Raw genomic sequence first — 14,191 nt, 5'->3', positions numbered from 1 at the left:
TTGCGGGTGTCGTCGCGCCGGCGCCCAGCCCATGTCAGCGTGCTGACAGGCAGCCCTTGCTAACATGGGCGATCGCCCGATCGCCACGTGCTCCCCGCCCGATGCTCCCGCCCTCCGCCACGACTCCACCGGCACCGCCCGCAGGCGACGCACCGCCGCCGGGCATCCTCGCGCTGTTCATCGCGTTCACGCAAATCGGCCTGACCAGCTTCGGCGGCGGACTGAGCGGGCGGATGATGCGCGATTTCGTCTACGAACGGCGCTGGCTCGACGAAGAGGCGTTCCTCAACGGCCTCGCACTGTCGCAGGCGTTGCCGGGCGTCAACGTGAAGAACCTCGCGATCTGGATCGGCTACCGCCTCGCCGGCTGGCGCGGCGCGGTGGCCGGCTTCACCGGCATCATCGCGCCGCCGGCCGTGCTGATCGTGCTGTTCGGCGTCGCGTTCTCGACCCTCACGCGCTTTCCGCTCACGCACGTCGCGCTCGCCGGCGCGGCGGCCGCGGCGATCGGCCTGTCGATCTCGATGGCGATCACCGCCGTGCGCCGGCTGCCGCGTCGCGTGCTGCCGTTCGCCGTGATGGCGCTCACGTTCGTGTCGGTTGCGGTGCTGCACTGGCCGCTCGTGTGGACCGTGCTGATCGGCGGCACGCTGAGCGTCGCGCTCGAATACCGCCGCGCGGCCGCTACATCGGCCGAGCGCGACGCACGATGAACGCGTCTGCGCGCTATGCCGCCCTGTTCGGCGTATTCGCGCCGCTGTCGATCGCGACGATCGGCGGCGGGCAGGCCATCATTGCCGATATCCAGCGGCAGGTCGTCGACGTCCATCACTGGATGACCGCCACGCAATTCGTGAACGACTTCGCGATCGCGCGGATGGCGCCGGGCCCCGGCTCGCTGCTGGCGACGCTGATCGGCTGGCAGGTGGCCGGCTTCTGGGGCGCGGTGATCGCGACGCTCGCGCTGTTCGGCCCGACGGCTTTCCTGATCTACGGTGTCGCGCATCTGTGGCGGCGGCACCAGGGCGCGCGCTGGCAGATTGCGCTCGAAACCGGCCTGCGCCCGGTCGCGGCCGGCATGATCCTCGCGTCGGTGTGGGTGCTGCTGCAGGCGCTCGACGGCGGCTGGGGCGCGCGCGCGATCGCGGTTGCATCGACGCTGTGCGTGATCTACACGCGCCTTCATGCGCTGCTGCTGATCGCGATCGGCGCGCTGCTGCTCGTCGGCATGCACGCACTCGGCGGCGTGTAGCGCACACCGCCGTCGCAGCGCGACCGGTACGCCTAGGCGCCGCGAAACTGCGGCGCGCGACGCTCCGCGAACGCACGCAGCCCTTCGTCGAAATCGGCGCCTTCGCACGCTTGCCGGCGCAACTCGGCGATGCGTTCGAACGCATCGGCAGGCAGCGGCCGCGCGTCCTGCAGCACGCGCAACTGCTCTTTCACCGCATGCACGGCCAGCGGCGCCTTCGCGGCAATCGTGCGTGCGACGTCGAGCGCCGCGTCGTCGACACCGCCCGGCTCGGCCAGCCGGTTCACGAGCCCGTGATGCGCGGCGCGCTCCGCGTCGAGCGGCTGCGCGCAGAAGAACATTTCCTTCAGCACGTGAATCGGCAGGTTGTCGTAGAAACGCAGCAGGCCGCTCGTCGAATACGGCAGGCCGATGTTCGCCGGCGTCATCGCGAAACACGCATCGCGCGCCGCGACGACAAGATCGCAACTCATCACGAGATCGACCGCCCCGCCCCACGCCGACCCGGCCACCGCCGCGATCACTGCCCCCGGATAGGTCCGTACACGCCGCAGCGCGCGTTCAAGCGGCTTGCCATATGCGAGCGGATCGCGATCGTCGGCCAGTTCGCGCAGGTCGTGCCCCGCGCTCCACACGTCGCCGCTGCCGTCGTTCGACAGGATCACGACGGGCGGCGGACGGTGTCCGGCGAGCGCGTCGAGGCACGCGACCAGCGCATCGAGCAACGGTGCGTCGAGCGCATGCCGCCGCGCCGGATTCGCGAACCGCACGCGCGCAATCCGCTCGCCGACCATCTCGACCGTCACGGCCGACGCGCTGTCGTGTTTCGTCATGTCGGTCATTGCACGGTCTCCGTCACGGCTTCCGCCTGGAAAATCGCGCGCGCGGCCAGCAGTTCGTCGATCGCATCGTCGCCGTAGCCCGCTTCGCGCAGCACGTCGACCGTATGCTCGCCGAGCAGCGGCGGCGCATGGCGCGTGCGCGGCGCCGGCACGTCGTCGCCCATCCCGCCGAGCGGCGTGACGACCTGGCGCAGCGTGCCGAGCGTCGGATGGGCGACCGGCTCGACCAGCCCGCAATGCGCGAGCTGCGGATCGTCGAACACTTCGTCGAGCGTATTGATCGGCCCGGCCGGCAAACCGGCTTCCACGAAACGCTGCGTCCATTCGCGCTTGCCGCGCGTGCGCAGCCGGCTTTCGAGCAACGCCTTCAGTTCGTCACGGTGCGCGACGCGCGCATCGTTGGTCGCGAAGCGCGGATCGTTCGGCAGCTCGGGCAGATCCAGCAACTGGCACAGCCGCAGCCACATGTCGGTCGTGATCGGCGCGAGGTTGAGCGGGCCGTCGGCCGTCTCGAACACGCCGTACGGCGCGATCACCGCATGCGCATTGCCGGTGCGGCGCGGCACGTCGCCGAGGCTCAGGTAGCGTTGCCCGTGCACGCTCAGCAGCGACACGAGGCTTTCCAGCAACGACGTGCCGACATGCTGGCCGCGCCCGGTGCGCTCGCGCTCGAACAGCGCGGCCATCACGCCGGTTGCCACCCACATCCCCGAGCTGAGATCGCCAATCGCGGTGCCGGTGCGGGTCGGCTCGCCGTCCGGGAAGCCGGTCAGGCTCATCAGCCCTGCATAGCCCTGCGCGATCTGGTCGAAACCCGGCCAGTCGCGCAGCGGGCCGCGCGGGCCGAATGCGGTGACGCTGCCCATCACGAGCCGCGGATCGCGCGCGCTCAGCGCGGCATAACCGAGCCCCATCGCGTCCATCGTGCCGGCCTTGAAATTCTCGATCACGACGTCGGCCTGTGCGATCAGGCGCCGCACGACGTCGAGGCCGGCCGGCTGCCGGAAGTCCACGCAGATGCCGCGCTTGTTGCGGTTGCAGGACAGGTAGTACGTACTCACGCCGCGATCGAACGGCCCCCAGGTGCGGCTCATGTCGCCGTGCGGCCCCGACTCGACCTTGATCACGTCGGCGCCGAGATCGGCGAGCACCATCGAGCAGAACGGCCCCGACAGCGCGCGACTCAGATCGACGACCTTGATTCCCTTCAATGCCTGCATTCCGGACTCCTGATATTGATGACTGGGTATGGCGTGGATATGAACACGGGACGTGCGCCGTTCATTCGGGCAGCGTCTGATGCCGCGTCTCGACCGCGAACGGCAGGATCAGGATGCCGAGCCCGAACACGGCCGCGGTCCACGCGACCGGCACGCCGAGCGATCCGTAGCCGTGAATCGCGGCGCCGAGCAGGAAGTTCACGCCTGCACCGATGAAGCGGCCGACCGATGCGTTGAATGCGAACGCGGTGGCCCGCACGCGCGTCGGGTACTGCTCGGGCAGCCACAGCGAGAAGATCGCGAAGTTGCCGCCGAAGAAACCGAGGAACGCGAGCGACACCATGAAGGCCGTGAGCCCGTTCGGCTGGTAGAACGCCCAGCCGAACGCGAACACGATCGATGCGGCCATCCCCGCGAAATACACGCCGAGCGCGGTGCGCCGGCCGAGCCGTTCCGACAGCCACGGGGCAACCAGGCAGCCCGCGATCGTCGCGCACGACAGGATCGCCGCGCCGATGGACGCGAGCCGCAGCGCGCCGACGTGATCGATGCCCGCCCGCGCCGCCAGCGTGCTGACCGCGCTCGCCTCGTAGACGGAGCCGGCCCACAGCCCGACGATTGCGACGCCGACGAGGCTCGCGCTCGTCAGCGTGCGGCGCAGGAACGCGGGCGCGAAGATCTCGCGCAGCGGATGCGCACGCCGCGCGTCGGCCACGTCGCCATCGCGCGCGTCGTGCCGGCGCCACTGCCCCGGCTCTTTCACGCGCATCACCGTGAACACCGCGAGCAGGGCGGGCGCAAGACCGCACAGGAACATCGCGCGCCAGCCGTAGGTCGCGCCGATCGTGTAGTTCAGGCAGGCGGCGATGAAGAAGCCGAAGTAGTAGCCCGTCTGCAGGTAGCCGGCGCCCATCTTGCGACGGTCTTCGGGCCAGCTCTCGGCGACGTAGGTGCCCGCGAGCGCCCACTCGCCGCCGACGCCGATCCCGGCGATCAGCCGGCACGCGGCCAGCGCCCATACGTCGTGCACGAACGCGGCCGCGCCGGTGAACACCGAGTAGATCAGGATGCTCGCGGCAAGCGTGCGCACGCGGCCGAAGCGGTCGGCAAGCGGCCCCCAGATGAACGACAAGCCCCAGCCGATCAGGAACAGCGCAAACAGGATCGAGCCGTACATCCCCAGATTCGCGGGCGTCGCCGCGATACCGGAGGCCGGCAGCAATTCGGTCAGTGCGGGAATCAGCACGAGCGCGTAGATCACCGAATCCACGCCGTCGAGCACCCAGCCCGCGTACACGGCCCAGAAACCCTTCACCTGCTCGCGCGTGAGCGGCGTACGCCGCGGCTTCGCGCCGGCCGCCGGCGCGTCGATCGCCTTGAACATCTTCGTCTCCTTGCCGGCGGGGCCGGCACGTTCGCCGCGTCCGGTCCGGGATGGCCGGCAGTCGGGCTCTTTTGTGAGACGAGTATAGAAACACCATCGATCGCGGAAAAATATGATATTCATCTTGCTCGATCGGATTGGCTTATGGCTTGAATCGGGAGACGGCGGCGATGGACTTGAGACAGTTGCGCTATTTCGTGAAGGTCGTCGAATGCGGCAACGTCACGCATGCGAGCGAGGCGCTGCATGTCGCGCAGCCTGCGGTGAGCCAGCAGATGCGCAATCTCGAACAGGATCTCGGGATGCAGCTGCTCGAGCGGAGCGTGCGCGGCGTCGCACCCACCGCCGCCGGCCGCACGCTGTATCAGCACGCGCTCGAACTGCTGCGCCAGGCCGACGGCACGCGCGAGCTGCTGCGCCGCGACGCCGAAACGCCGCAAGGCCGCGTGACGGTCGGGATGCCGTCGAGCACCGCGCGCGTGCTGGCCATTCCGCTCGCCCGCGCCGTGCGCGACCGCTATCCGGGCATCATGCTGGAGCTGATCGAGGCGCCGAGCGCCGATCTCGACACGCTGCTCGAACGCACGCGGCTCGATCTCGCGATCGTCGTCGATGCGGTCGACACGCGCGGCATCGCGATCCACCGGCTGCTGACCGAAACGCTGTACCTGATCACGTGGCCCGGATTCCAGGTGCCGGACGATCCCGTGCCGCTCGATGCGATCGCGCGAATGCCGCTCGTGCTGCCGAGCGCGCCGAACACGATCCGCAACCGCGTCGACTGGGCGATGCGCGAGGCCGGGCTGTCGTACGAAATCAGCTTCGAGGCGAGTTCGACCGGGCTGCTGTTCGCGGCCGTGATGGCGCAACTCGGCGTGACGATCCTGCCGTGGACGGCCGCGCACGTCGAGATCGAGGAGCGCAAGCTCAAGCTGTCGACGGTCGCGCACCGCCTGTTCGCGCGCGACCTGTCGCTGTGCTGGCACGACACCGCGCTCGTCAGCAACGCGGTGCAGAAAGTGAAGGCCGAGATCGTCCGGCTGTTCGACACGCTCGGGCAGCGGCCCGAATGGGCGGCCGGCAATGGCGATCGCGCGTGACCGGCGCCGCCCGTACCTTGTGCGGCCCCGCCGCGCGTACTAAGCTCCTTCCACCTGGGTACCGCTGACACTGCCACTTCTCTTCGCCGCTCGGTACAAGCGTCGGGGGAAGGAGGCCGTTCGTGTCCCCGCTCCAGTCTGCCTGGCTTCTGCTGGGCGTCAGTGTTCTCGCCGAAGTGCTCGGCTCCGTCGGCCTGAAATTGTCGGCCGGCTTTTCCCGCCCGCTGCCGTCCGCGATCACGGTCGTCTGCTATGCGTGCGCCGTGTGGCTGATGGCGCTCGCGACGAAGCGGCTCGAAATGGGGCTCGCCTATGCAAGCTGGGCCGCTGCCAGCACGGCGGCCACCGCCGTGATCGGCATCGTCTGCTTCGACGAATCGGTGTCGTCGCTGAAGCTCGCCGGCATCGCGCTGACCGTCTGCGCGCTCGTCACGCTCAACCTCGGCGATGCGGCAACGCGATAGCGATGCGCAGGCGCCCGGCGGGGCATTGACAACGCCCCCCGGCGCCCCTTAACGTTGCTCCCATCGTAACCATCACCGGTTCAGCTTAAGAGGTTGTCGGCCCGCTCGTGCTCGACACCTCTGCCTTCATCGAAGGCCTGCTGCTTGGCGCCGGACTGTTCACGTCGGTCGGCCCCAAGGACGCCTTCGTCATCAAGCGCTCGATCTCGAGCCCCCATCTGCTCTCTATTGCCCTTGTCTGCGCGGGCAGCGACGCACTGCTGATCGCGCTCGGCGCGCAGGGATTGTCGTCGTTGCTGTCGCGGCATCCCGCCGTGGTGTCGGCCGCGCTGTGGGCCGGTATCGCGTATCTCGCCGGCTACGGCCTGCTCGCGTTGCGCTCGGCGATCGTGAGACGGCAGCCCGGGCATGTCGACGGTACACGCGCCGGCAGCGGCGAGCCCACGCTGTCACGCACGGTGCTGGCAACCGCAGCCGTTTCGCTGCTCAATCCGTATGCGTGGATCGATACCGTGCTGCTGCTCGGTACCGTGATCGTGAGTCACACGCCGTCCACGCGCGCGCCGTTTGCGATCGGCGCGATGACCGCGTCGCTCGCATGGTTCCTGATGCTCGCCTATGGCGCACGCGCGTGCCGTGCGTGGTTCGCTCGCACGCTCGCGTGGCGGGTGCTCGACGGCTTTGTTGCCGTGATGATGCTCGGCTTCGCGATTCGATTCGCGATCGATGCGCTTTAGGTGTCAGCGGCCGGATATCGACATCGTGCGGAACGTGTCGTGTGCATTGCCATGCAGTTCGAAACCGATGCCAGGCGCCTGCGGCACGCGCGCGTATCCCGCGTCGACGGCTTCGCCATCGGCCAGTCCGCTGAACGGATGGAACGCGAACGGACTGACTTCCGCGCCGCCGAGCCCGAGCGCCGCGACGACGTGCAGCGAGAACAGATGACCGCCGTGCGGCCAGAACGCGTCGCGCCGCCAGCCGCGCGACACGAAGTGATCGACGATCTGCAGATAGCCCGGCAGTCCGTAGCAATGCACGGGATCGAACACGAGCATGTCGCGGTCGTGACGCAACCCGCCGTAGCGGTCGAGCAGCTTTGCTTCCGCCAGCGAGAACAGCGCTTCGCCGGCCGCGATCGGCGAAGCGTATCGCGTGGCGATGTCCGCCTGAAGCGGCAGGTCGAGCGGATCGCAGATGTCCTCGAACCACCAGAGATCGAAGGGCGCGAGGCTCTCGGCGGCCGTGCGGGCAGTCATCGCGTCGTACGTGTTCATCGCGTCGACCGCGAGATGCGAAGCCCCTGCAAGGTGCGCGGCAGCAACTTCGATGCGGCGCCGGTCCTGGTCGAGATCCGCGCCGCCGATCTTGATCTTCGCGTGCGTGTAGCCGAGATCGACGATACGGCGCATCTCGTCGGACAGGCGCGCGAGATCGTCATGCGGATAACGATAGCCGCCGCCCGCGTACACGCGCACGCGCGGTGCGGCGGCGCGTTCGAGCCGGTCGGCGAGCAAGCGATGGAGCGGCAGGTCGGCGATTTTCGCGGCGGCGTCCCAGATCGCCATGTCGAGCGTGCCGACTGCGACGCAGCGTTCGCCATGTCCACCGGGCTTTTCTCCTGCCATCATCGCGCGCCAGGCGCGGAACGGGTCGAGGTTCGTGCCGGATTCGTCTGCGAGCGTGCCGGCCGCAGCCAGCAGGCGCGGCGCGAACCGTTCGCGGATCAGGCCGCCCTGCGCGAAGCGGCCGATCGATGCGTAGCCGTAACCCGTCACCGGACGGCCGTCGCGCACGACGTCGGTGACGACCGCGACGACGCTCGTCGTCAGGCCCCCGGATGGAATCGCCGGGTCGGCATAGCGGGACACGGGAATCGCTTGCTCGTGGATCGCGGTGATGCGCATGGTCGGGGTTCCGGGAAAACATGCGGTGCTCGCAGGCCATGCACGCGACGGCCGGTGCGACGGGCGGATCGTCGCATCATAGGCGCTTGCGCGATGTCTTGCAGGCACCGGGCGCGATCGCGAGAGGGGGCGAAACCGGCCGAGCGTGCAACCACGCTCGGCGAGCTGTTTTCGAACCGGATCGGGTTTTACTGAGGCGGAATCCCCTGCTTGCCTCCCTGCTCCGTGAACCGGGCGGGTGTCGGGTGACCAAGACAAGCGTGGATCGACTCTACCGGCCCGCTCACGCGAAGACGAAGTACTTGCGCACCGTCTCCACCACTTCCCACGTCCCTTTCATGCCGGGTTCAATGACGAACACGTCGCCGGCTTTCAGGTGCACCGACGCCTCGCCTTCCGGCGTGATGATGCAGTAGCCATCGAGAAAGTGGCAGTACTCCCATTTCTCGTAGTTCACCTCGAACTTGCCCGGCGTGCAGATCCACGTGCCCATGATCTTGCTGCCGTCCTTGGAGAGGTACGCGTTGAGGTTCACGGTGTGCGGATCGCCGCCGATGCGCTTCCACTTGGTCGCATCAAGGACCGGCGTCGGGCAGGTTTCGCGCAGAACGGTGATGAAATCGGACATATCAGCTCCAGACTAACGATCGTAAATGAGGCTTGTCACGTTAGTTCGAAAGCGTTGCCGGGACTTGTATGCTTCCGACACCGACTCGTCTATTTTCGACACGGGCTTGCGTGCTAACGTGCCGGCGGTGCGTTTCGTTCGGCCTAGGTGTCGCGATGGCGCCTCGCGTTTCAGTGCCGCCCTCCTCGTGTAGCCGGCGTATCGAGATGGCGCGCCATCGGGGGGCGCGAAGCCGTTTTCCAGCCGCCAACACGCCTCACTTGCAACACCGCGGCCAAACCCTGTAGAATTACGCGTTCTGCGGGCGTCGTATAATGGCCATTACCTCAGCTTCCCAAGCTGATGACGTGGGTTCGATTCCCATCGCCCGCTCCACACCATCTCAAACCCTCGCCACACAAGGCTTGCAGGGTTCTCCGGCAGTCACTGCCCCTCTTCCAGCGCTAACCGATCCTGAATGTGTGCCACGGGGGCATCTCCTTCGCGCGCCCGTCGCAAGATCTGCGGATCGGTAGCCCGCAATGGAAAGTCCGGCGCCTGCTGCTCCATCCGCAACACACCTCCAGCCTCCCTCGTCCAACGACGTGCGAAGGCCGCCCCGTGCGCGCAACGCCTACCTCATGCCGCCCGCAACATCACGATGAGGAGGGGCAAGCACAGCAGGCCATGAAGCACGATCGCGCAATACGCCGGCATCGCACTCGCTCCGGCATCGCGATCGGCATTCAGCAGCGCACCGATCGCCCAGACGAGACCGCCGAGCGAAACGATGCAGCACAGGACGACAACAGCCAGCGCAGTCCCGATCGCGCCGAACCCCGACGCCCCGGCAAAGGCATCCGGATTATTAAAGATCGAAATGCCGACGATGCCGGCAATCGCACACTCGGCGAGCGCGAGCGTCGCCGGGCCGCTACCGATCTTGCGACGTCCGGAAGTTGTTTCACTCATGGCTTTTCTCCCCAAAGGCCATTGGTCGTGGATCATGCCCACGCGTCATCTCTCACCATCGTTGCCGGAGCAACCACATGCGGAACATGAAGCGTCATGGCGGCCGTCATCGCCTCTTGTCATTCTGGCCGCGAGCAATCGAACGAAACGCGCACTGTTCATTGTCATCACGTTGCGCACGCGTCTCGCGCATCCGGTCATGCCGGTTGCGTCAGCGATTCTACTCAATCGCCCGAACAATCCCGAACCGCCCAAAGAAAAAAAGGACACCCCTTCCCTCACCAGGAAAGCATGTCCCAAAACCGGTGCCGGGGAGTGCGCCGTTAGCGCCAGCACCGATCAACCTTGCGTGGTGCGAGCCCGTCCTTCAGCGACCGTGCACTGCTTGCCAGGCCTCGTACAGGTCCGGCCCTTCATCGCGCGCACGGCGATGGACGAGCTTCATCTCGCGCTCTTCCAGCGGACGCGCGATCTCCACATACCCGCGCGCGGCCGACAGGTCGTACGGCTCGCCTTCCTCGTTCGAGTACGCGTAATACACCTCGCTGACGCCCGCCAGATACATCGCCGACAGGCACATCGAGCACGGATACCCGCTCGCATACATGACCGAGCCGCCCAGATCCGTGCTGCCGAGCGCCTTGCTCGCGGCACGCACGGCCTGCATCTCGGCATGCGCGCTCGGATCGCACGTCGCCTCCACTTCATTGACCGAACGCGCGAGCACCTTGCCGTCACGGACGAGCACGGCGCCGAACGGCCAGGTCTTGCGCTCGCGCACGTTCTCCATCGCGAGGCGGATCGAGTCGACGAGGTAGGTATCGGTTTGAGACATGGCACTTCTCCATTCAGGTGAGATCAACTGCCGCGGTACGTCGAGAAGGACCACGGCGAGCAGAGCAGCGGCACGTGATAGTGCTGTGCCGGATCGAATACGGTGAAGCGGACCGGCACGACGTCGGACAGCGCGCTCGCGTCCTTGAAGTGCGCACCGATCGAGAAACGCAACTCGAACTGCCCGGCGCGCGCCGCTTCGCTGCGCAACATCGGCGCGTCGGTGCGCCCGTCCGCGTTGCTGACCGTCCGGTTCAGCAACCTGGGCGGCGTGACGCCCAGGTCGTACAGTTCGATCGGTACGCCGCCGATCGGCTTGCCGGTCGTCAGGTCGAGAACATGGGTGCTGATGCCTGCCATTCGCTTGCTCCAATTCGGGTCGAGGGATCCGGAATGAACCTGCCGCTCAGCTGCCGCGGTAGTACGTGTAATTCCACGGCCCGAACTGCACGGGCAGGTGCAGCCGCACCGATGCATCGGTGACGCGGAAGCGGATCGGCACCTGCGTCAGGAACGACGGCGACGGCAGCCGCGCACCCTTCATCCTGAAGTAATCGTCGACCTGCATCAGCAGCTCGTAATCGCCCGCCACGTACGTGTCGCCGATCAGCAGGGGCTCATCGGTCCGCCCGTTCGGGTTGATGACGGCCTTGCGGATCGGCACGGCCTCGCCCTTCTCGATCCGCGAAAACTCGACGTGCATGCCGGCCGCGGGTGCGCCGTGGTAGGTATCGAGCAGGTGAATGGTCAGGCGCGGGCTCGCGCCATGCTGCGAGACCGGATCGGCCGCCTGCGCGGGTTTCAGCGCATCGCCCTGCGCCGCCAGCGGCGTCGCAGCCTGTGCGCGGCCGGCCAGCAGCATGCCGCCGGCGGCGGCCATCGACGCCATCACGAACTGCCGGCGCTCTCGCTTGATGAATTCGCTCATGATCAGGACTCCTTCGACTTGCGGGCATGCGCGATGCCGGTCACGACCAGCACGGCGGCCATCAGCTCGATCGCCGCGACGAGGTAAAGGCCCGGTGCAAGGCTGCCGGTTGCGCTCTTGACGAGCCCGAGCACATACGGCGCACCGAAGCCGGCCAGGTTCGACACCGAATTGATCAGCGCGACGCCGATCGCCGCGGCGCTGCCGGCCAGATACAGGTTCGGCAACTGCCAGAACACGGGAATCGCGCTCATCGTGCCGGCCAGCGCGATGATCATCGCGGCAATCGTGAACGCGGGCGCCACGCCCGGCATCCCGAGCAGCACGGCCATCGCTGCCATTGCCAGCGCGCCGCAGCCGGACGGTATCGCGAAGTGCCAGCGCACTTCCTTGCTCCGGTCGGAACGCGCGCCGTTCAGGATCATCCCGGCAGCACCGAACACGTAGGCCAGCGCGGCGATCCAGCCGATCACCACGGTGGCACCGAAACCCGAGTCGCGGATGATCGTCGGAATCCAGAACGTCAGCGCCGAATTCGCGCACAGCAGGCAGAAGAAGATCGCGATCATCAGCCACACCTTCGGGTTGCGGAACAGCGTGCGCCAGTCGTGGCCGCGCTCGCCGAGCTCGCGCTTGTCCGTGTCCAGCACGTTGCGCACGACCTGCTGCTCGGCGACGGACAGCCACTTCGCCTGCTCGGGCCGGTCGGTCATGTAGAAGTACGCAACGACCCCGGCCAGCACCGACGGGATGCCCTCGATGACGAACAGCCATTGCCAGCCGTGGAAGCCGTGCGAGCCGTCGAGCGACGTCATGATGCTGCCGGCGAGCGGGCCGCCGAGCACGCCGGCAATCGCCGACGCCGACATGAACGTGCCGAACGCCTTTGCGCGCCGCGAACTCGGATACCAGTAGGTCAAGTACAGGATGATGCCGGGATAGAAGCCGGCTTCGAATGCGCCGAGCAGGAAGCGCAGCAGGTAGAACTGCGTCGGCGTCTTCACGAACGACTGCAGGATGCAGATGATCCCCCAGCCGATCGTGATGCGCATGATGGTCTTCTTCGCGCCGATCTTCTGCAACAGCGCGTTCGACGGCACTTCGAAGAAGAAGTAGCCGAGAAAGAAGATGCCGGCGCCGAGCCCGTAGACGGCCTCGCTGAACTTGAGCGTATCGAGCATCTGCAGCTTCGCGAAACCGATGTTCACGCGATCCAGCCACGCGAGCACCCACAGTGCGCAGAGAAACGGCAGAAGACGCCACGACACCTTGCGATAGACGCGCTCTTCAAGCGTCGGCTCGGCCGACGAATAGACTGACGAATGCTGTTCCGTGACGGACACAGTTGTCTCCTGTAATGACTCGACCGTCCTGGGCCGGCGACGCGACCGCCCGTGTCGCCGCCACGCTGCGCAGCAATCCGGTCGTGCGTCGGCGGCTTGCCAGGCCGTGATCTTGTTGTGAAGCCCGACCATATCGCAGGGGTCCGGCAGCAGACAGGCTCGGGTTGTTATAGGCCCCATAGCAAACCGCGCTGCAGGCCGCCCCGTATCGCTTCGCGGGGCGTCGCACGTCAAGCGTGGCGGCCGTTTCAGCGGCATCGGCGGCGCGCCCGCCCGTCGCACGACGGCCGCGCGGACGCTCCGCCACCCGCCGCGCCCCGTTGACGCCGTTCGGCACTCGACGGCAAAGTGGAGCCGCTCAACGAACCCGGAATCACCATGCGCCACGACGATCCGCTGGACACCTACCTGCTTCGCGTGCTGTGTACGCTCGTCGAGGAACGCAGCGTGTCGCGCACGGCGATCCGGCTGAACCAGTCGCAGCCCGCGCTCAGCAGCGCCCTGAAACGCTTGCGGAAGCTGTTCGACGATCCGCTGCTCACGCGCGAGAAGAACGAGATGGTGCCGACCGAACGCGCGCTGCAGCTCGCGCAGGACGCGCGGGTCGCGCTCAATGCGCTCGACAAGATGTTCAGCGCCGACGACGCCTTCGATCCGCAGCGCTCCGACCGCACGTTCACGATCGCGATGCCCGACTACCTCGCGCCGCCGTTCTTTGCCGACCTGGCGCGGCGGTTCCGCCAGCACGCGCCGAACTCGAAGCTCGTCACGCTGCCGATGGGCACCGAATACGACTACGAGAAGGCGCTCGCCGAAGGACAGGTCGACGTCGTGATCGGCAACTGGCCGACGCCACCCGAGCACCTGCACATGAACGTGCTGCTCGAGGACGAAATCGTGTGCCTGATGTCGAAGGACAATCCGCTCGCGAAGCCCGGCAGGCTCACCGCGGAAAGCTATATCGATGCGTCGCACCTGGTGCCGCTGCCCTACTCGAGCTCGCAGCGCGGCGTCGTCGAGAGTTCACTCGCGACATTGCGCCTGAGCCGCGGCCGTCAGATGTCCTGCCCTTACTTCAGTCTCGCGCCGTACCTCGTCAGCGAGTCCGACCTGATCCTGACGACCGCGCGGCATTTCGCGGCGTACTACGCGCGCCGCCTGCCGCTGCTGATCCGCCCGGCGCCGTTCAACTTTCCGCTGATGCGCTTCTATGTGCTCTGGCATCCGAACAAGCATCGCTCGAAGGCGCATGCGTGGCTGCGCGGGTTGTTGTCGGACAGCGGCGAGCGGCTGACGTCGATTGCCGGCGCCGCATGACGCGCGCGGCGACGCGGGCCC

The 14,191-nt window shown here is 67.2% G+C and carries 16 protein-coding genes and 1 tRNA gene; 7 read left to right on the top strand and 10 right to left on the bottom strand.

Going from position 1 to position 14,191, the window contains the following annotated elements:
- Nucleotides 1–101 precede the first annotated feature (101 nt).
- Together OHZ10_RS04585 and OHZ10_RS04580 are read left to right on the top strand one after the other, a co-directional pair.
- The gene (locus tag OHZ10_RS04585; protein ID WP_256085654.1) at nt 102–713 is read left to right on the top strand and encodes a chromate transporter; all 612 of its coding nucleotides are present in this window, start codon (nt 102–104) and stop codon (nt 711–713) included.
- The gene (locus tag OHZ10_RS04580; protein ID WP_340623880.1) at nt 710–1,252 is read left to right on the top strand and encodes a chromate transporter; all 543 of its coding nucleotides are present in this window, start codon (nt 710–712) and stop codon (nt 1,250–1,252) included. Before OHZ10_RS04585 ends, OHZ10_RS04580 begins: the two co-directional genes overlap by 4 nt.
- A gap of 32 nt (nt 1,253–1,284) precedes the next feature.
- Here OHZ10_RS04580 and scpB read toward each other — a convergent pair whose 3' ends face one another.
- The 3 genes from scpB to OHZ10_RS04565 form a co-directional block, all read right to left on the bottom strand.
- Entirely contained in the window at nt 1,285–2,094 is an 810-nt protein-coding gene (gene scpB / locus OHZ10_RS04575; RefSeq protein ID WP_342703770.1) for a methylmalonyl-CoA decarboxylase, read from the bottom strand.
- Nucleotides 2,091–3,314 carry a CaiB/BaiF CoA-transferase family protein gene (locus OHZ10_RS04570; RefSeq protein WP_342703768.1) on the bottom strand — a complete coding sequence of 408 codons (1,224 nt, stop codon included), beginning with the start codon at nt 3,312–3,314 and terminating at the stop codon, nt 2,091–2,093. Before OHZ10_RS04570 ends, scpB begins: the two co-directional genes overlap by 4 nt.
- A 61-nt stretch (nt 3,315–3,375) precedes the next feature.
- Nucleotides 3,376–4,698, bottom strand: coding sequence for an MFS transporter (locus OHZ10_RS04565; protein ID WP_059235683.1), 1,323 nt, complete (start codon nt 4,696–4,698; stop codon nt 3,376–3,378).
- 170 nt (nt 4,699–4,868) lie between these two features.
- Here OHZ10_RS04565 and OHZ10_RS04560 point away from each other — a divergent pair, with 170 nt between their 5' ends.
- From OHZ10_RS04560 to OHZ10_RS04550, 3 genes are all read left to right on the top strand, one after another.
- Nucleotides 4,869–5,798: a LysR substrate-binding domain-containing protein gene (locus tag OHZ10_RS04560; RefSeq protein WP_059235685.1), complete on the top strand. Its 930-nt coding sequence runs from the start codon at nt 4,869–4,871 to the stop codon at nt 5,796–5,798.
- Between the two features lie 122 nt (nt 5,799–5,920).
- Nucleotides 5,921–6,262, top strand: coding sequence for a DMT family transporter (locus OHZ10_RS04555; RefSeq protein WP_342703765.1), 342 nt, complete (start codon nt 5,921–5,923; stop codon nt 6,260–6,262).
- Between the two features lie 107 nt (nt 6,263–6,369).
- Complete coding sequence (locus OHZ10_RS04550; protein ID WP_340623878.1) at nt 6,370–6,999, top strand: LysE/ArgO family amino acid transporter; 630 nt, start codon at nt 6,370–6,372, stop codon at nt 6,997–6,999.
- A 3-nt stretch (nt 7,000–7,002) separates the two neighbouring features.
- Here the strand turns inward: OHZ10_RS04550 and OHZ10_RS04545 are convergent, their stop codons facing one another.
- Nucleotides 7,003–8,169 carry an enolase C-terminal domain-like protein gene (locus OHZ10_RS04545; RefSeq protein WP_059235690.1) on the bottom strand — a complete coding sequence of 389 codons (1,167 nt, stop codon included), beginning with the start codon at nt 8,167–8,169 and terminating at the stop codon, nt 7,003–7,005.
- Between the two features lie 283 nt (nt 8,170–8,452).
- Nucleotides 8,453–8,797: a cupin domain-containing protein gene (locus tag OHZ10_RS04540; RefSeq protein WP_059235692.1), complete on the bottom strand. Its 345-nt coding sequence runs from the start codon at nt 8,795–8,797 to the stop codon at nt 8,453–8,455.
- A 300-nt stretch (nt 8,798–9,097) separates the two neighbouring features.
- On the opposite strand from OHZ10_RS04540, the gene OHZ10_RS04535 reads away from it, so the two are divergent.
- Nucleotides 9,098–9,172 (top strand) — tRNA-Gly (locus OHZ10_RS04535).
- A gap of 243 nt (nt 9,173–9,415) precedes the next feature.
- On the opposite strand, the gene OHZ10_RS04530 is transcribed toward OHZ10_RS04535, so the two are convergent.
- From OHZ10_RS04530 to OHZ10_RS04510, 5 genes are all read right to left on the bottom strand, one after another.
- A complete protein-coding gene (locus OHZ10_RS04530) occupies nt 9,416–9,748 on the bottom strand; it encodes a hypothetical protein (RefSeq protein ID WP_059235694.1) in 333 nt (110 codons plus the stop codon).
- Between the two features lie 367 nt (nt 9,749–10,115).
- Entirely contained in the window at nt 10,116–10,583 is a 468-nt protein-coding gene (locus tag OHZ10_RS04525) for a nucleoside deaminase (protein WP_059235696.1), read from the bottom strand.
- Between the two features lie 23 nt (nt 10,584–10,606).
- On the bottom strand, nt 10,607–10,942 hold the full coding sequence (gene uraH, locus OHZ10_RS04520) for a hydroxyisourate hydrolase (protein WP_059235698.1): 336 nt from the start codon (nt 10,940–10,942) through the stop codon (nt 10,607–10,609).
- Nucleotides 10,943–10,988: 46 nt separating this feature from the next.
- Nucleotides 10,989–11,510 (bottom strand): hydroxyisourate hydrolase, encoded by a 522-nt coding sequence (gene uraH / locus OHZ10_RS04515; RefSeq protein ID WP_174994302.1) that lies wholly within the window; start codon nt 11,508–11,510, stop codon nt 10,989–10,991.
- Between the two features lie 2 nt (nt 11,511–11,512).
- The gene (locus OHZ10_RS04510; RefSeq protein ID WP_174994301.1) at nt 11,513–12,853 is read right to left on the bottom strand and encodes an MFS transporter; all 1,341 of its coding nucleotides are present in this window, start codon (nt 12,851–12,853) and stop codon (nt 11,513–11,515) included.
- A 378-nt stretch (nt 12,854–13,231) separates the two neighbouring features.
- Between OHZ10_RS04510 and OHZ10_RS04505 the strand changes: the two genes are divergently transcribed.
- Nucleotides 13,232–14,170: a LysR substrate-binding domain-containing protein gene (locus tag OHZ10_RS04505; RefSeq protein ID WP_256085644.1), complete on the top strand. Its 939-nt coding sequence runs from the start codon at nt 13,232–13,234 to the stop codon at nt 14,168–14,170.
- Nucleotides 14,171–14,191 lie beyond the last annotated feature (21 nt).

This window comes from Burkholderia arboris (assembly GCF_038723655.1).
GTDB lineage: Bacteria > Pseudomonadota > Gammaproteobacteria > Burkholderiales > Burkholderiaceae > Burkholderia > Burkholderia arboris.
This window is presented reverse-complemented; position numbering and strand designations above follow the sequence as displayed.